The 17771-nt window shown below is 68.1% G+C and carries 15 protein-coding genes; 8 read left to right on the top strand and 7 right to left on the bottom strand.

Translation table 11 applies throughout. The annotated features are described in order from the left end of the window. Positions 1-22: 22 nt before the first annotated feature. Positions 23-988, bottom strand: coding sequence for a glycosyltransferase family 2 protein (locus HCX50_RS18440; protein ID WP_167635315.1), 966 nt, complete (start codon positions 986-988; stop codon positions 23-25). Further along, positions 981-1409 carry a GtrA family protein gene (locus HCX50_RS18445; RefSeq protein ID WP_167635316.1) on the bottom strand — a complete coding sequence of 143 codons (429 nt, stop codon included), beginning with the start codon at positions 1407-1409 and terminating at the stop codon, positions 981-983. The genes HCX50_RS18440 and HCX50_RS18445 overlap by 8 nt, the downstream gene beginning before the upstream one ends. 61 nt (positions 1410-1470) lie before the next feature. Here HCX50_RS18445 and glf point away from each other — a divergent pair, with 61 nt between their 5' ends. The 3 genes from glf to HCX50_RS18460 are packed head-to-tail and all read left to right on the top strand — an operon-like array spanning position 1471 to position 4170. After that, the gene (gene glf / locus HCX50_RS18450; RefSeq protein WP_167635317.1) at positions 1471-2607 is read left to right on the top strand and encodes a UDP-galactopyranose mutase; all 1137 of its coding nucleotides are present in this window, start codon (positions 1471-1473) and stop codon (positions 2605-2607) included. Positions 2608-2617: 10 nt separating this feature from the next. After that, complete coding sequence (locus HCX50_RS18455; RefSeq protein ID WP_091033981.1) at positions 2618-3436, top strand: ABC transporter permease; 819 nt, start codon at positions 2618-2620, stop codon at positions 3434-3436. Continuing rightward, on the top strand, positions 3436-4170 hold the full coding sequence (locus tag HCX50_RS18460) for an ABC transporter ATP-binding protein (RefSeq protein WP_091033979.1): 735 nt from the start codon (positions 3436-3438) through the stop codon (positions 4168-4170). Before HCX50_RS18455 ends, HCX50_RS18460 begins: the two co-directional genes overlap by 1 nt. A gap of 31 nt (positions 4171-4201) precedes the next feature. Here the strand turns inward: HCX50_RS18460 and HCX50_RS18465 are convergent, their stop codons facing one another. The 3 genes from HCX50_RS18465 to HCX50_RS18475 are packed head-to-tail and all read right to left on the bottom strand — an operon-like array spanning position 4202 to position 7685. After that, positions 4202-4813 carry a hypothetical protein gene (locus HCX50_RS18465; RefSeq protein ID WP_337750189.1) on the bottom strand — a complete coding sequence of 204 codons (612 nt, stop codon included), beginning with the start codon at positions 4811-4813 and terminating at the stop codon, positions 4202-4204. Between the two features lie 2 nt (positions 4814-4815). Continuing rightward, the gene (locus HCX50_RS18470; protein WP_167635319.1) at positions 4816-5778 is read right to left on the bottom strand and encodes a glycosyltransferase; all 963 of its coding nucleotides are present in this window, start codon (positions 5776-5778) and stop codon (positions 4816-4818) included. Then, the gene (locus HCX50_RS18475; RefSeq protein ID WP_091033972.1) at positions 5775-7685 is read right to left on the bottom strand and encodes a glycosyltransferase; all 1911 of its coding nucleotides are present in this window, start codon (positions 7683-7685) and stop codon (positions 5775-5777) included. The genes HCX50_RS18470 and HCX50_RS18475 overlap by 4 nt, the downstream gene beginning before the upstream one ends. Positions 7686-7833: 148 nt before the next feature. Between HCX50_RS18475 and galE the strand changes: the two genes are divergently transcribed. Further along, positions 7834-8823, top strand: coding sequence for a UDP-glucose 4-epimerase GalE (gene galE / locus HCX50_RS18480; protein ID WP_167635320.1), 990 nt, complete (start codon positions 7834-7836; stop codon positions 8821-8823). Positions 8824-8865: 42 nt separating this feature from the next. Here the strand turns inward: galE and HCX50_RS18485 are convergent, their stop codons facing one another. Beyond that, positions 8866-10164 (bottom strand): O-antigen ligase family protein, encoded by a 1299-nt coding sequence (locus tag HCX50_RS18485; protein WP_091033967.1) that lies wholly within the window; start codon positions 10162-10164, stop codon positions 8866-8868. Then, positions 10161-11576, bottom strand: a complete 1416-nt coding sequence (locus HCX50_RS18490; protein WP_167635321.1) for an O-antigen ligase family protein — start codon at positions 11574-11576, stop codon at positions 10161-10163. Before HCX50_RS18490 ends, HCX50_RS18485 begins: the two co-directional genes overlap by 4 nt. Positions 11577-11644: 68 nt before the next feature. On the opposite strand from HCX50_RS18490, the gene manA reads away from it, so the two are divergent. From manA to HCX50_RS18510, 4 genes are all read left to right on the top strand, one after another. After that, on the top strand, positions 11645-12775 hold the full coding sequence (manA, locus tag HCX50_RS18495) for a mannose-6-phosphate isomerase, class I (protein ID WP_167635322.1): 1131 nt from the start codon (positions 11645-11647) through the stop codon (positions 12773-12775). 164 nt (positions 12776-12939) lie between these two features. Next, entirely contained in the window at positions 12940-13260 is a 321-nt protein-coding gene (locus tag HCX50_RS18500; protein WP_081859873.1) for a WhiB family transcriptional regulator, read from the top strand. A gap of 100 nt (positions 13261-13360) precedes the next feature. Next, a complete protein-coding gene (locus tag HCX50_RS18505; RefSeq protein WP_167635323.1) occupies positions 13361-16387 on the top strand; it encodes a glycosyltransferase in 3027 nt (1008 codons plus the stop codon). Then, entirely contained in the window at positions 16384-17766 is a 1383-nt protein-coding gene (locus HCX50_RS18510; RefSeq protein WP_167635324.1) for a DUF5719 family protein, read from the top strand. Before HCX50_RS18505 ends, HCX50_RS18510 begins: the two co-directional genes overlap by 4 nt. The last annotated feature ends 5 nt before the right edge of the window (positions 17767-17771 follow it).

The following is a 17771-nucleotide window of genomic DNA, read 5'->3' on the forward strand; positions in this document are numbered from 1 at the left end:
CATCTGTCGGCCGCCCGCTCTTTCATTCTCTGGCGTCGAACGGCGAGTACGTCGGCGTCGAGGGCGTCGCCTGGATGTCGAGTTGCAGCGCGCTGATCAGCATCTGCGTCCCGATCATGAGCGGGAGCGCCGCGAGCATGACGGTGGCGGCGGTCGCCACCACGGAGCTCGCGATCTGGAACATCACCCAGACCGCGATGCCGAGCCCGAGGATGAACAGCAACAGGCCCATGAACAGCAGAAGCGCGATCGGAGAGAAGGACCACAGCACGTAGCGGTACCAGATCCGCGACCAGTAGCCGACCGTCAGCCGGTGCAGAAGCTCGGGGACGACCTTGCTCAGGCGGATGCTGGAAACCTCGTCGCCGTAGACCGCGGGAATGGGCACATCGGTCGCCGGCACCTGGAGGATGTTCAGGTGGATGAGCAGATCGTTCTCGAAGCTGTAGCGCTTCGCAACGCGCTCGAGCGGCACCCGTGCGAGGGCCTCGGTGCGGATCGCCGTGTATCCGTTCTGCGGATCGAAGAGGTTCCAGTAGCCGGACGCCAGCTTCGTGAAGAAGGAGAGCACGACGTTGCCGAACACTCGGTACCCCGGCATGCCGCGGAACGATTCGGGGGAGTAGAAGCGGTTGGCCTTGGCGAACCCGAAGCCCCCGTCCGTGACCTTGTCCAGCAGCGTGGGCAGGTAGTCGGGGTCCATCTGCGCATCGCCTGCCATCACGACGTTGACGTCCGCGCCGAGGTCCATCGCGGTCCGATGCGCGGTGATGATCGCGCCGCCGACGCCCTGGTTCTCCTCGTGGCGGATCAGCGTCACACGGGGATCCTCGATGCCGCGGACGACGTCGCTGGTCCCGTCAGGGCTGCAGTCGTCGACGATCACGATGTGATCGACGTAGTCCGGCATCGTCTGGATGACCTTCGCGATCATCTTCTCTTCTTTGTACGCGGGGACGACGGCCGCGATGACCGCATTCTTATACATCCGAACTCCGAGCCGGTGGATTGGTGAACACCCAGTAACGATAGGCGAAGTAGTTCCAGACGGTGGTCGCGACCACGGCGAGCACCTTGCCGACGAACCATCCGCCGCCGAGCGAGTCGACGAACCACACGATCGCCGTCGTCGCGATCGTGTTGAAGACCACGAGCGCGGTGTAGCGGGCGACGCTGGGCACGACCTTCGAATCGGAGGCGAACGCGACCACCCGCTGCAGCGTGTAGGTGACCGCGAACGATGCGAGGAAGGCGACGGGGGTGGCGATGGCGAGCGGCACACCGAGGAGGTCGTGAGCGACCCAGAGCAATCCGGCATCGACCAGGAAGCAGAATCCGCCGATGACGAGGTAGCGAACCGCGCTGTGGCCCCAGATGCGGCGCACGGCACCGCCGACTCGATTCGGCATGGTTACAGTCTCTCAGACGACACGCGCAGGTTCGGGCAGCCGCCGCCGATACGATTGGTGCATGGATCTTCTCGTCGTCGGGTCGGGTTTCTTCGGCCTCACCATCGCTGAGCGTGCCGCCGAAGCCGGCCGCAAGGTAACCGTCATCGACCGCCGCCCGCACATCGGCGGCAACGCCTACAGCGAGGCGGAGCCCGAGACCGGCATCGAGGTGCACCGCTACGGTGCGCACCTCTTCCACACCTCGAACGCGACGGTGTGGGAGTACGTCAACCGCTTCACCAGCTTCACGAACTACGTCCACCGCGTCTACACGACGCACAAGGGCACGGTCTTCCCCATGCCGGTGAACCTCGGCACGATCAACCAGTTCTTCCAGTCGGCCTACACGCCCGATCAGGCGCGCGCGCTGGTCAAGGAGCAGGCGGGCGAGTTCGATGCCAAGACGGCCGCGAACTTCGAGGAGAAGGGCATCGCCCTCGTCGGACGCCCCCTCTTCGAGGCCTTCTTCCGTGACTACACGGCGAAGCAGTGGCAGACCGACCCGCAGAAGCTTTCGGGCGACATCATCAGCCGCCTTCCCGTGCGCTACACGTACGACAACCGCTACTTCAACGACACCTGGGAGGGCCTTCCCACCGACGGGTACACCGCGTGGCTGGAGCGGATGGCGGACCACCCGAACATCGAGGTCAAGCTCGGCGTCGACTACTTCGACGATGCACAGCCGCTCAGCAAGAAGGCGACCGTCGGTCAGCTCCCGGTCGTCTACACCGGACCTGTCGACCGCTACTTCGAGTACACCGAGGGCGCGCTCAGCTGGCGCACGCTCGACTTCGAGCAGGAAGTGCTGAACGTCGGCGACTTCCAGGGCACGAGCGTCATGAACTACCCGGACATGGATGTGCCCTACACCCGCATCCACGAGTTCAAGCACTTCCACCCGGAGCGCAAGGACGTCTACGAGCAGGACAAGACGGTGATCATGCGCGAGTTCTCGCGTTTCGCCGAGCGCGAGGACGAGCCCTACTACCCGGTGAACACCCCGACCGACCGCGAGGGTCTGCTGACGTACCGCGAGCTCGCCAAGGGGGAGAAGGACGTCCACTTCGGCGGCCGGCTGGGTACGTACCAGTACCTCGACATGCACATGGCCATCGGCTCGGCGCTGTCGCTCTGGAACAACACTCTCTCCTAGACTCGACATCGTGAGTCACGCTGCTGTCGGGGCGCCCGGGACCCCCCGGCGCTATCTTCATTCGCTGTGGCTGCTGTCGGCCCGCGACCTGAAGGTCCGCTACTCGACGAGCTTCCTCGGCTACCTCTGGTCCGTGCTGGATCCACTCGTGATGAGTGCGATCTACTGGTTCGTCTTCACGCAGATCTTCCAGCGCGACGTCGGTGAAGAGCCGTACATCATCTTCCTGATCAGTGCGCTGCTTCCGTGGGTGTGGTTCAACGCTTCGGTGTCGGACTTCACGCGGGCGTTCAAGAAGGACGCCCGACTCGTCAGGTCGACCTCGATCCCGCGTTCGATCTGGGTGAATCGGATCGTGCTCAGCAAGGGCATCGAGTACCTGTTCTCGTTGCCGGTCCTCGTGCTGTTCATCGTCGTGAACCTGGTCGTCGAGCTCGATCCGAATCAGACGGTGCACATCGGCTGGGGAATCCTCTGGTTGCCGGTGGCGGTGCTGCTGCAGACGATCCTCCTGATCGGACTGGGGCTCCTGGTGGCGCCCCTCTGCGTGCTCTTCGTCGACCTCGAGCGCACGACCGCGCTGATCCTGCGTGCGATGTTCTACGCGACGCCGATCATCTACAACGTGACCGATCTTCCCGGCATCTTCCAGACTCTCGGCGCATTCAATCCGCTTGCGGGCATCTTCATGCTCTACCGGATGCCTTTCTTCCCCGACCAGTGGAACCTGTTCACGCTGACGATCAGCGTCCTGATGACTCTTCTGATCCTCGCGCTCGGCATCTGGACCTTCCGGAGCCTCGAACGACCCGTGCTGAAGGAGCTGTGATGTCCGCGGCGATCGAAGTGCAGAATCTGGGCGTTCATTTCCGTCGGAACAGGCGGGGCAGCCGGAGCTTCAAGGATCTCTTCGCTGGAGCCTCGCGGCGCTCTCGTCCCGGCGAGTTCTGGGCGCTGCGCAACGTGTCGTTCTCGGTGCAGCCGGGGGAGTCGATCGGGGTCGTCGGGCGCAACGGGCAGGGCAAGTCCACGCTTCTCCGCCTGGTCGCCAAGGTTCTCCTCCCCGACGAGGGCACGGTCACGGTGAACGGGGGCGTCGCCCCCCTGATCGAGATCACCGGTGGCTTCGTGGGAGACCTCACGGTGCGGGAGAACGTGCGATTGACCTCGGGCCTGCACGGGATGTCGCGCGAGGAGGTCTCGCGCCGGTACGACGGCATCATCGAGTTCGCCGAGCTCGCCGGGTTCGAGGACACGCCCTACAAGCACCTTTCGAACGGGATGAAGGTCCGGCTGGCATTCGCCGTCGTGTCCCAGCTCGATGAGCCGATCCTGCTGGTCGACGAGGTGCTCGCCGTCGGCGACAAGGCTTTCCGTGACAAGTGCTACAAGCGCATCGACGAACTGCTCGCCGAGGGGCGAACCCTGTTCTTCGTCAGTCACAACGAACGCGACCTCCGACGGTTCTGCACTCGCGGGCTCTACCTCGACAAGGGCGCGCTGGCGCTCGATGCGCCGATCGCCGAAGTGCTCGACCGCTACAACGCCGACTACGCGGTCTAGCGGCAACTCGACGAGCTGACCGGCGGTCCGCTCAGAGTCCCACCAAGCTCCGCAAGGCGTTGACGGACTTCCGCGCCGCGTCGACCGCCGCGGGAACCCCGGAATCGTTCGTGATCGCTGCCTGGAGCTGCGTGAGACGCTGAGCGTAGTCCGTCACGCCGTCGTACCACTTCGTGGCGATGGACGAGGGCGCCTGCGCGTCCGACAGCCGCTGCGCGTCCTGCTGCAGGGTGTCGACGACGGGAAGGGCGTCCTGCCCGCTCGCACCCGCGATGATGTCGAGCCCGCGGGGCGCGGAGTTCAGCCACCCGCTCACCTGTCCGCGGAACACCTCGACGGTGGGATCGGTCGCGGGCGGAGGAGTGAGGGCCGGTGTCGGCTCCGGCTCGGGAGCAGCGGTGGCCGTCGGCGTGGGCGTCGGTGTCGGCGTCGGTGTCGACGTGGGAGTGGCGGATGCGGTCGGCGTCGGCGATGCGGACTCCGACGGCTCGGGGGAGTCGCCCCGCGGTAGGAGGAAGAAGAGCAGCAGGCCCACGATCGCGAGCGCGGCAACGGAAAGGCCGACGATGAGCCAAACCCGTCCGGTCCTCTTCGGCTGAGGGGGTAGGGGTGCCCAGCTCAGGTCCGGCTGCGATTCGTCCACCGTCACGCCTCCAGGGGTGGCATCGGCTGCCAGCTGCGATCCCGGCCGGCCTTCCCGCCGTCGCGGATGCCGCGGAAGAGGTTGCTCGTGCCGCGCACGGTCCGCTCGACGAACACGAGCCGGATGAGTTCCTTGAAGAACGTCGCCGCGGTACCGAGGCCGAAGAGCACCGGGTTGTAGACGCCGTGGACGCGGTAGTACTGCTTGATGAATCCGCGGTTGCGCATGATGTAGTAGCGGTACGCGTTGCTGGACGCGTTCATGTGGCGGATGCCCATGTCCCACTGCTTGATCTCACGGGTGCGCCGCAGCACGAACTCGTCGACGATCACCGCGGTCGTCAGGCGCGAGGCGAGCCACCCGTACATCTGGTCGTCCCAGTAGATGAAGAACCGCGGGTCGGGCAGACCGATCTGCTGCACGATCGAGCGATGGATGAACATGCCCTCGAAGCAGCCGCTGTTCATCTCCTTGTAGCCCGTCTCGTCGAAGCCGGACGGGGCGAACGGAATGGGGATGCCCATGCGCTCGGCGATGCGGTACTGCCAATAGAACTCGCTGCCGTCGTAGTCGAAGCGGCGTCCCTGGATGCTCTTGAACCTGCTGCTCCAGGCGCCCATCTTCGCGAGTCCCTCGGTGAGGACCTCGACATCGTCGTCCATCATCCAGATCCACTCGGAGCCGAGCTCGTACGCGGTGCGCATGCCTTCGCTGAAGCCACCGGAGCCGCCGGTGTTCTTCTCGAGCCGTCGGTACACGATCTCGGTGCCGATGTCCTCGCGGAACGACTCGACGACGTCGGTGGTGTCGTCTGCCGAGGCGTTGTCGATGATGACGACGTGGCCGGGCTTGGGGGCCATCGCGGTGATGCTCGTGAGCAGACCCGAGAGCAGGTGAGAGCGGTTGAAGGTGACGATGACGATCGTCGCGGCCGTGGGGTCGAATGCAGCGGGCGCCGCGGTCATGCCTTCTCCTCGAAGATCTGCTGCCAGGACTGGGGGGACACGAGATCGGGCAGCGCCTCGCGGTACTGCTTCTGCAGGTCCGGCCAGCGCCGGCGGAGTTCGGCATGCAGCCGCACCGTGTCGCGCAGCATCCGTCGGTACTTCGCGCGATCACGCGTGTAGATGTTCTTGCCGGAGCCGTCGGCGGCACTCACCAGTGCGCTGTCGAACGCCGGGACACGCCACCAGTGCGCATCCTCCTTGCCGAACTCGACCTCGGGCTGCGCGATGTTCGCCGCGTTCGGACGGTGGAGGAAGTGCGACGTCAGCGTGGAGAGGGTGAACAGCCGCAGCCGCATCCCCTTCGGGCTGTCCAGGTCGTTCTTCGGGAGCTGCTTGTACACCTGGCGGCCGCGACGCGCGTGCAGCACGGCGGACGGGTCGCGGTGCACGACCGTCTCCGGATAGTCGGCGGCGAGGGCACGGGCGGCGGGCATGGCCGTCGCCAGGTTGCGACGCATGTGCTCGGGCCCGGACAGCACATCGCGCAGCGCCTGCGCACGCAGCGCCACGGGGTAGTACTGCATCATCATGAGGTGCTTGAGGTCGACGCGGCGGCTGTGGACGAGCAGTCGACCACCCCTCGGCGCGTTCGAGTGCAGGAGCCCTGCCACGATGCGGTTCCGGGCGTGGAAATACGCCTGCCAGTCGATCGTGTCATCCTTGTTGACCCAGGAGACATGCCACAGCGCGACGCCCGGCATGGACACGGTCGGGAAGCCGGCCTCGCCGGCGCGGAGGCAGAACTCGGCGTCATCCCACTTGATGAATGCGGGCAGCGAAAGACCGACCTTGCGGATCGCGTCGAGGGGGATGAGGCACATCCACCAGCCGTTGTAGTCGGCGTCCATGCGCATGTGCAGGAGCGTGGACTGTCGCAGGTTCGAGACGCCGAAGTCGTGCGGCATCTTCTCCTGGTACAGGTTGCGCCACATGAACGGATGCTCGTCGACGACCTCGGCCCAGCCGTGCAGCTTCGGGCGGTCGAGCAGGTCGAACATATGACCGCCGACCAGGACCGGGGTCGTCGCGTACTGACCGAAGACGATGGATCGGCGCAGCGACTCCGGTTCGAGCCGCACATCGTCGTCGAGAAGCTGCACGAAGTCGCTCTCCGGACGCTGGAGTGTCTCGTGCATCGCGCGGGCGAACCCGCCGGATCCGCCCAGGTTGTCCTGACGGATGACCTGGAGGGTCTCGCCGAGGCTCGCGGCGACGTCGTCGTAGCCCTCTTGATCCGCGACGAGCTGCGTCCCCTGATCGATCAGGAAGATGCGGTCCACGAACTCCAGCGCGTCCGGCGACGCGGCGAGTGCCCGCAGGGTCTCGACGCAGTAATCGGGCTTGTTGTAGGTCGTGATGCCGAGCGAGGCCTTGCCGGTGCGCTTCGGCTCCTGGTCGGTCGTCCATTCCGCACCCTCGAGCACGGCGGGCTTCTCGTCGGCGACGATGTCGAACCAGATCCAGCCGCCGTCGCTGTACTGCGTGAGCTCGAGGTCGAACGACGTCGAGGCCTCGCCCGTCACCTCGCGCGTGGCCACGCGCTGGCGGACCCCGGATCCGTTGGAGCGGTACACCAGGATCGTCGCCGGTCCGGTCGTGCGCACGGTCAGGCGCACCTGTCGGACGCTCGTCCAGTGCTGCCAGTACGACGCGGGGAAGGCGTTGAAATACGTGCCCATCGACACGCGCCGCCCGGCAACGATCCGCGCGCGATGCCGACCGAGGATGTTCCCGAGGTGCGCGCGGTTCGAGACGCGGACCGGTTCGTCCTCGATCACGGACCAGGTCTCCGGGTCGGCGTAGAGCGGAAGAAGGTCGGGGTCGCGATCAAGTGGGAAGACGACGTTCTGAAGGACGTGGGCCACTGGCAGGTTCTCCGATGTTGGTGCCGCAGGCCACTGTCAGGGGACAGTGCGGGACTCGACGAGCAGTGAGTAGCCTACCGTCGATGACCTTCGCATCTGCGGAGAGTCGCCCGGTGCCCCCTCGGAAGCGCTGGGTAGACTGACCGCGATGAAGGTACTGATCACCGGCGGTGCCGGCTACATTGGCTCAACCGTCGCGACGGCATGCATCGAAGCCGGAATAGAGGTCGTCATCCTCGACGACCTCTCCACGGGGCTTCGATCCTTCGGCGAAGGCCGGAACCTCTACGTCGGCGACATCGCCGACGGGTCGGTGGTGGAGGCCCTGCTCGCGGATCATCCCGACATCGATGCCGTGATCCACTGCGCTGCCCGCATCGTGGTGCCGGAGTCGGTCGCCGATCCGCTCGGGTACTACGACGCCAACGTCGGCAAGACTGTCGTGCTGCTGCGGCGTCTGCGCGATGCGGGTATCCCACGCATCGTGTTCAGCTCCTCGGCATCGGTCTACGCCGGTGAGACGGGCGACGGCGTGGACGAGGGTGGCAGGCTCGCGCCGTCGAGCCCGTATGCCCGGACGAAGGTGATGGTCGAGCAGATCCTCGAGGATGCCGCAACGGCGGGCGACTTCCGCGCGATCGCGCTGCGCTACTTCAACCCGATCGGTGCCGACCCGCGACTGCGGACGGGCCTGCAGAACCCGACGCCGTCGCATGCGCTGGGAAAGATCATGCAGGCGCGCGTGGCCGGAGAACCCTTCACCATCACGGGAACGGACTGGGAGACCCGCGACGGCTCCGGTCTTCGCGACTACATCCACGTCTGGGATCTCGCTCTCGCGCATGTCGCGGCCGTGCAGAAGTTCGATGAGGTCGCCACGCCGGACGACCCCTACCAGGTGATCAACCTCGGCACGGGAGACGGCGTGACGGTGCGCGAGCTCGTCGCGGCGTTCGAGCGTGTGACGGGCGAGCCGCTTCCGGTGACGGAGACCGACCGCCGACCCGGCGATCAGGCCGGCGCGTTCGCGATCGTCGACCGCGCTGCCGCGGTGCTCCAGTGGCAGGCGCAGCGGTCGGTCGATGACGGGGTCCGCGACGCGATCGCCTGGGCGGAGAAGCTGCGCGCCACGCTCTGATACCGCGCCACTCTCCGACACCGAGAGAGGCGATTGCGGCGGCTATTCCAGGGAACGCAGAGTCGAGATCGCGCCCGTGTGCGCAGCGTCGATGTTCTCGCGCCAGGAGCGCGACTGCCCAGCCCGCAGCGCGCACAGCACGAGCATGAACCACCCGGCGCCGACCAGCGTGAAGCTCTCGAACATCGAGTCGACGGCGAGCGTGACGAGGATGATCGGCGTCCACGCGTAGACCACGGACCGCCGGACGCTCGCGACCAGCCATGATCGGATCAGTGCGACCCCACCGAGGAGCAGGAAGAGCACGAGTCCTGCCGCCCCGAGCTGGAGCAGCACGTCGAAGAACGCGTTCAGCGCGCTCTGGTGATGGTCGTCGAGTTGGAAGTTGATGTACGTGAACGGGTACTCGCCGCGCGCCCAGTCGCCGAACCACCCCCAGCCCTGGATCGGCTTGAGTGCGACGAAGTCGAGGATCGTGTTCCAGAGCGACGCGCGCATCGAGAAGTCCGATCCGGCATCGAGCAGAGCGATGATCTGATGGCGCAACGCGAACGCGATCGTGAGCGCCAGCGCCACCAGGATGCCGAGCATCCACTGCACCAGGTTGCGTCGTGCCGGCGACGTGTGCCGCACGATGGTGAGGGCGAGGGTCACGATGCCGACGGCGACGGCCAGCACGAGCACGGTAGGGGAGGCGGAGAGGAACGCCAGCGACCCGGCGAGGCCGACCGACACCACCGCCAGTGGAGCGTTGACCGACTGCGTCCGCCACTCGATCACGAACGTGATCAGCGCGATCACCGCGACGAATCCGAGCATGTTGCGGCTGCCGAACACGCCCTGCACCGGGCCGCCGGCGGCGAGGTTGCCCTGAATCGCGAGGAAAGTGAACGGCACGTCGAGCAGGATGCCGGAGAGGATCTCCACCCCGAGCGAGACGGCCAGCAGCACGCGCAGCGTATCGCCGATGGCGCGCACGGTCTGCAGCGTGTCACGGATGTGGCCGATGGTGATCGCGAGGAACGCGTATCCGAACAGCGACATCCACCCGAAGAACGTGTCCGAGCGGTCTGTCGTCCAGACCATGCTCACCAGCGCCCAGCCCAGGAAGGCGAAGAGCGACGAGGGGGCGATGCGCAGCGGGGAGAGCTCGTCGCGGCGCACCCAGAGGATCGCGGCGCCGAGCACGCACAGCACCGCGATGATCGTGGACAGCGTGACCGTCGAGGTCATCCGCCCGATCGCATACGAGCCGAAGATGGCGGTGAGCGCCGTGAGCGTGAAGGCCCGCGCGAGCTCCACGGAGCCGAGCAGGCGGACCAGCGGCCGGACCGGTGTCACGGAACCCGCCGTTGCCGCGTACCGCGTTCGAACACCAGGTCGCGTTCTCCGACGCCCACCAGCGGCACCGACTTCAGCTTGAAGGACAGGAGCACCAGGAGCAGCCACCCCCAGAGCATGATCGGGGTCGACTCGGAGAAGCCCTGGACCAGCAGGACCACGGTGAAGAGGCTCGGAAGCAGGGTCAGCGGGGAGAAGGGACGACGGGCGTGGAGATCCCAGCGGGGCCGGTCGACCGCGAAGAACCAGGAGCGCCACAGCAGGCTCAGGTAGGCGATTCCCATCAGGACCACACCGAGCACGCCGAGCTGGAACAGCACGTCGAGCCACATGTTGTGCGCGTGGAACACGGTGATGCCGTGATCCACGATCCAGTGGTCGAAGGCCGGGTCCGTCGGGATCCACGGGCTGGAGAACCCGTTGCCGAACAGCGGATGCTCTCGCACCCGCTCGAGCACCTTCGACCAGATCAGGTCGGAGCGGCCGGTGAGGTCGGAGCTGCGCCCGACGAGACCGAGCAGCGGCTCGCGCAGCAGCCAGACCACGGCGGCGGCCAGTGCCGTGCCGCCGATGGCCGTCACATAGATCCGCGTGCGGGCGCTCGGCGTGCGGGCACGGCGCATCAGTAGCGCCACGACGAGGACCAGCGCGGCGGCGGCCGCGCACGCGAGTGCGGTGACCGACGATGTGCGCAACAGGAAGTACGCCGCGAGCAGCATCCACAGGGCGAGCGTCGTCCGCCAGCGCGCGCGAGCGGCGAACAGCACACCGAAGGTGATGATCGCGAACAGGGAGATGATCGCCAGCAGGTTCGCGTTGCCGACGATCCCCTGGATCCGTCCGCCGTCGAAGAGGTTGTCCCTGACCCAATACCACTGCGGGTCGATCTCGCCCTCCGGCACGGTGGCGAAGTTCGGCAGCAGCGGCCCGTGCACGACGAGCGAGACCCACAGCTCGATCGCCAGCGACAGCCCGAGGATCCACTTGAAGGCGGAGGACAGGGCACGGATGATCTCGTGCCAGGTGAGCACGTGGGCGATGAACAGCCCGTTCACGGTGACGGCCGCCAGGAGCACCCAGGTGATCAGCGTCGGTCCTCGCCACTGGGACCACGCGACCGAGACCAGTGCGAGTGTCGTGTACCCCATCGCCGTCCACGGCAGGCGACGCCAGCGGAACGGCTGAGGGCGGTTGCGGGCGAGCATCGGGATGCCGATGCCGAGTGTCGCGAGGGTGAAGACCGCGAGGGTGACGGCGGCGCCCTCCATGCCGATGAGGTTGTACACCGCCGTGTGCGCGAAGGTCACGATGAGCACGAGGATCACGTACCCGCGCAGCAGAAGGTGCCCCGTCGACTCGCGCTCCGGCGCCGAGGGCGGGGCTGTCACCGGGTGCTTGGTGTACTGGGCCATCGCGTTCAGGCTACCGCGCCGCACTCGGCGCGTGCCTGAACGCCGCAGCGCGGCTCTACGCTGGTGGCATGCTGCTGAGCCTCACGAACGCACCCCGCGACTACGCCTGGGGATCCGACTCCCTCCTCGCCGGACTCGAAGGACGCACGCCGACCGGTAGCCCCGAGGCAGAGGTGTGGTTCGGGGATCATCCCGGCGACCCCGCGGACGTCGCGGGCGGCGGCACCCTCGATCAGATCACCGGCGGCACGCTCCCGTACCTGCTGAAGCTGCTCGCCGCGGGCGGGCCGCTCTCGATCCAGGTGCATCCGACGATCGCGCAGGCGCGCGAGGGCTGGGCGAGGGAGAGCGGGCTCGCCGCAGACGATCCGCAGCGCAACTATCGCGACGACAACCACAAGCCCGAGCTCATCGTCGCTCTCAGCGAGCGCTTCGAATCGCTCAGCGGCCTGCGCCCGGTGGAGGACACTCTCGCTCTGCTGGACCTGCTGGAGGACAACGACGGCGTCGCACAGCTCCGCGCCCGTCTCGGGGGCGGAGCCGATGAGCTGCGGGTTGCCATCGGCTGGTTGCTCGGCGGCGACGTGCAGCGCGAGGTCGACGAGATCATCGCCGCGGTGGTGCGGGCAGCGGAGCGCGCCGATACGGGGGAGTGGGGCACGACGCTGAGCGCCATCGCGGGCGTGGCGGCGAACTACCCGGGGGATCCCGGAGTGGTCGTCGCGCTGCTCATGAACCACGTCGTGCTCCGACGGGGGGAGGGCGTGTTCCTGCGCGCCGGCCTTCTGCATGCCTACCTCTCGGGCCTCGGTGTCGAGATCATGGCGGCGAGCGACAACGTGCTGCGTGGCGGCCTGACGCCCAAGCGCATCGACGTTCCCGAGCTGCTCGCGATCCTCGACCCGACGCCGGGTGAGGTCCCGGTGTTGCGGCCGGCGGAGGGTCAAGCGATCACGGCGTATCCGGTCCCCGTCTCCGACTTCGCGCTGAGCAGGGTCTCCGTGGACGGTGCGCCGGTCACGGTCGAGGTCTCGGGGCCGACGATGGTGCTCGCGACGGCCGGAGACATCACCGTCATCTCCTCGTCCGGCGAGGAAGTGCAGGTTCCCGTCGGAAGCGCGGCCTTCGCGGGCGGTGACGAGAGCACACTCACGGTGTCCGGCGACGGTGAGGCCTTCGTGGCCGGCCCCGGTCTCTGAGCGCACATCGCGCTCGCCACGCCGCGACACGCCGAGAGAACGTCAAAAACCTTCAAGAGTCGCTTGAGGGTTTACCATCCGCGACTTGACCGGAGCGAATGACACGGGTGTAATTAGTCATGCGCACGGCCCGCCGGGGGGCGGAGACAGGGTTGGAGATCGAGATGACGGGTTACCGTTCCGACGTACCGGAGAACTGGTTCGTCGATCCGATCAACCTCGGTGTTCCCGGGGTGCGGCGCACGGATGCCGCCGATGACGACAATGCCCTCGCCTGGCAGGCAGACGCTCTCTGCTCGCAGACGGATCCCGAAGCCTTCTTCCCGGAGAAGGGCGGATCGACCAGAGACGCCAAGCGGATCTGCACCACCTGCGACGTGCGTGGCGAATGCCTCGAGTACGCGCTCAACAATGATGAGCGCTTCGGCATCTGGGGTGGCCTCTCCGAGCGCGAGCGCCGCAAGCTCAAGCGTCGCGCCAGCTGATCGGCTGAGCCGGTCGTCTCGACTGTGGCCGCATCGCTTCGCAGGCGCGCCGCATCCACTGCTCCAGGGCAGGTCCCGACGCGCATAGGCTGACGACGTCATGCCAGCCCGAGTTCACGCCATCATCGTCGCGCGCCCCGGATCCTCCTCCCGCGCGCAACTCCTCCGCACTCTCGAAGCCGTTCGCTCCCAGACCTCGCCCGCCGAGGCCGTGACCCTCGTCATGTGCGGCGATGCAGCTTCCCTGCGCGAGAGCGAAGCCGTCGGGGCCGTCGTCGAGGGGATCATCGAAGCCCGCACGACGACCTCGTTCGCCGAAGCTGTGGAGCTCGCCCGTCCGCGCGTGAGCGCAGGCTCGGCGATCTGGCTGCTCGCTCAGGACACGGCTCCGCATCCGCGGGCGCTGGAGCGTCTCCGAGGAACGCTCGAGCGGTCGCCCTCCGCGGCGATCGTCGCGCCCAAACTCGTCGCGACCGACAACGATCGGGAGATCGTCTCACTCGGTGTCAGCATGACGACGTTCGGTCGCTCGGTCGAACTCGCGGCAGGGGAACTCGACCAGGGGCAGCACGACCGCATGGACGACGCGCTCGGCTCCGATGTGCGCGGCATCCTCATCCGCGGAGAGGTCCGTGACGCGCTGCGGCCTGATCCGGCGCTCGCCGGCGCCGACGAGGGACTCGACCTGGGCGTCCGCGCACGCTTGGGTGGCGGGCGGCTCGTGCTCTCGCCGGGCGCGCGCGTCTCCGCAGCGCCGGACGGCCCCGCCGCGCTGCCCTCCGGCCGATCCCGTCGCGCCTACGTCACCCGGCTCGCGCAGCTGCACCGGCGACTCGCCTATGCTCCGGCGGGCGCGGTGCCGCTGCACTGGCTCAGCCTGCTCCCGCTCGCGCTGTGGCGCTCCATCACGCATCTCGTCGGCAAGCGGCCGGAAGCGGTCCTCCCCGAGTGGGGAGCTGCCCTCACCGCGATGCTGCGGGTCGGGGCGATCGCGCGGTCGCGGTCGCGCATCCGCTCGTTCCGCTCATCCACCTGGGCGAGCATCGCGCCGCTGCGGGTGACGTCGTCTGATCTGCGACGGCGCCTCGACGACGGGCACGGCAGCGAAGGCGGCGCGGTCAGCGAGCTGCGTTTCTTCTCCGGCGGCGGCGCGTGGGCCGTGCTCGCGGCACTCGTGGTGAGCATCGCCTCCTTCACGACTCTTCTCGCGTGGCCGGCGCTCGGCGGCGGCGCGCTGCTTCCGCTGCGACAGACCGTCTCGGCGCTCTGGAGCGATGCGGCATGGGGTGCGCGCGGCACGGCGATCGGCCTCGTCGGCCCCGCCGACCCGTTCGCCGCGGTCGTGGCCGTGCTCGGCTCGCTGTGGCCGGCGGGACCATCGTTCGCGATGGTGCTGTTGTGGATCTTCGCTCTTCCGCTCGCGGTGCTCGGCGGGTGGTTCGCAGCGACGCGAGTGACCGACCGGTCGGGGCTGCGCATCTTCGCCGGTGTCGCCTGGGCGCTGGCGCCCACCTTCCTCACAGCGCTCGTCGACGGCCGTCCGAGCGCCGTGCTGGTGCACCTCCTGCTGCCGTGGCTCTTCCACTCCGCGGTGGTGGCGCACCGCTCCTGGGGCGCGGCCGGAAGTGCCTCCCTCCTGCTCGCCGCCGTGGTCGCCTGTGCTCCGTCGCTGGCTCCGGCACTCGTGCTGCTGTGGGTCGTCGCCGTGGGCATCGTGCTCGGCACCGCGCAGTTCCGTGGTGCCGGTCGTCTGCTGTGGCTGCTCGTGCCGACGGCCGCGCTCTTCGCTCCGCTCGTCTTCTGGCAGCTCGCGCACGGGACACCGCTGGCGCTGCTGGGCGATCCCGGCCTGGTGTGGGCGGGCCCGCAGGCGGCCGCCGACGCCGCCGGTCGTCTGGCGCTCGCGACCGGATTCCCCACCACGGATCTCGCCGGGTGGTCGTGGTTCGTCTCCGAACCGATCGCTGCGTGGGCGCCGGTGCTGTGTGCGCCGATGGCCCTGCTCGCTCTCGGCGCTGCTGTCGCGCCCCGGTGGCGTGCGGGCATCACGCTGCTCGTCGTCGCTCTGGCCGGTCTCGCGACGGCGTTCCTCGCCGTGGGCATCACTGTGAGTTTCGCGCAGGGCGCGGGAGTGGCGATCTGGCCGGGGGCAGGGCTCAGCCTCGCCTGGGTCGGGGTGGTGGGGGCGGCGCTCGTCACGCTCGACACCGCCATCACGCTACCGAGGCTGCGGGTCCTCGCCGCCGTCGCTGCAGCGGTTGCGCTCGGAATCTGCGCTGTACCGGCGCTCAGTGCTTTCCATGCGGGTCGCTCCGTCCTCACGAACGGCCCCGAATCGACTCTGCCCGCCTACGTCGCCGCTCAGGCTGCGGGGGATCGTCCGCTCGCGACGCTCGTGATGACGCCCCAGAACGACGGAGGACTCGCCGTCGAGGTGGTCTGGGGGGCGAGCGAGACCCTCGGATCCCAGACCACGATGGTCTCGACCGCCGTGGAGCCGCAAGGAGACGACATCGCGACACTCGCCGTCGATCTCCTCTCCGCCCGCGACTTCGATGCCCCGGGTGAGCTGGCGGCGAAGGGGATCAGCTATGTGCTGCTGTCCGAGCTGTCGGGGAGCGACGGAGACAGGGCCCGCGCTCTCCGCACCGCGGCCGTCGCCTCGATCGATCAGCGTGCCGGCCTGGTTCATGCGGGGGAGAGCGATCGCGGAGTGCTCTGGCGTCTGGAAGCCGAGATCGCTGCGCCGCCGACGCTGACCTCCGCTCAGGAGGGAACCGCTCGCCTGGTGCTGACGATCCAGCTGCTGGCCGTCTTCGTGGCACTGCTGCTGTCGATCCCGACCCGGGCTTCGCGTCGCGCGGCGCGAGCCCAATCCCGTATCGTCGGGCGCGCGCCGGATGAGCCGATGATCCTGCCTCGGCACGCGGAGGACCAGTTCTCGCTCGAGGAGGAGACTCCGGTCGGAGCGATCGAGGAGCCGCAGGACGAAGCCGCTCTGAACGACGAGGCGCTGATGCCGATCGCCGAGCCCGAGCCGGTCGTCGAAGAGTCTTCTGAATCGGTCGACGTGGATCCGGACGAGGAAGACGAGACAACCGAGACGACAGGGGAGAGGGACCGATGAGTGGTTCGCGCGCATTCAAGGTCGCCGCGACGGGCGCTCGTCTCGTCACCGGAGTCGCCGTCATCGCCGCCTGCGTCGTCGGGACCGTCGCCGCGATCCACGCACCGTGGCCGGTCATCCGACACGATGCCGCCCAGGTCGACGTCACGCCGCTCCCCGGAGACAGTGTCCTGGTCTGCAACGGCGACCTGCGCGCGCTCGGACGCGACGCCATGGATCCGCTGGCGCTGAGCTCGGCAGGTTCGCCGACCCTCACCGCCGGCGGGACGTCGGGTGATCCGTCCTCGGCCGGTCTGACGGTGCAGGATCTTCCGGACGCGGGTGAGGTGCGCGTGCTCACGGGCGCGGTCGAAGGACGCTCGGCACCGTTGATCGCTGCAGCGGAATCGATCGCACTCGCCACGGACGACCTCTCCGGGTACGCGGCCTCCCCGTGCGGGGTTCCCCGACTGAACTCCTGGCTCGTCGGGGGGAGCACTGCCACCGGCACCGAGGACATCCTCACCCTGACCAATGCTGCGGAGGTCCCCTCGACCGTGACGCTGTCGGTGTACGGCGAGACCAGAAGCGCACGCACGGTCGTCGTACCCGCCCGCACGCAGACCGCTCTGCCGCTCACCTCGATCGCCGCCGGCAACGCGGCGCCGGTCATCCGTGTCGATGCGACCGGGGCTCCGGTCCGCGCCGTGCTGCAGTCGTCGCTCATGCAGGTGCTCGATCCCGCCGGATTGGACCTGCAGGACGCGGTGCCCGGCGCGCAGCAGAAGCTTGTGCTCACCGGCGTGGAGGTGTTCGCCTCGGACGGGGACGACGATGAGATGGCGGTGCTGCGGCTGCTCTCGCCCGGCGCGGACGCCCGCGTACAGGTGCGTGTCGTCGCGGAAGGAACCGGTTCCGCAGCGGACGAGTTCACGGTTCCGCTCGAGCCCGATCTCCCCGCTCAGGTCTCGCTCAGTGGTCTCGAACCCGGCCGTTACACCGTCGAGGTGGATTCGGAGGAACCGGTCGTGGCCGCGCTGCGACAGCAGGACGGCTTCGGGCGTGACGCCGACTTCGCGTGGGTCACCCCGGCGCCGGAGATCGACGGGGAGGTGGTGTTCGCGGTGCCGTCCGGTCCGCCCAGCCGACTCCAGCTGGCGAACTCGTCGGATGAGGACACCACGGTGACGATCGAGCCGCTCGACGGCGGAGCCTCCCAGGAAGTCCTGATCCCGGCAGGCGAGACGGCCGGGATCGACGTCGCGCCCGGGACGACCTATCGGATGCAGTCGACGGGCGCGGTGCACGCGGCGGTCGCGCTCACCGCTCCGGGCGCACTCGCGGTGCTGCCGGTGCAGGCGAGTGCCGGTGCCGAGAAGGCGATCACGGTCTACCCCTGATCCGT

Source organism: Microbacterium sp. B19(2022), assembly GCF_012030385.1.
GTDB lineage: Bacteria > Actinomycetota > Actinomycetes > Actinomycetales > Microbacteriaceae > Microbacterium > Microbacterium oxydans_B.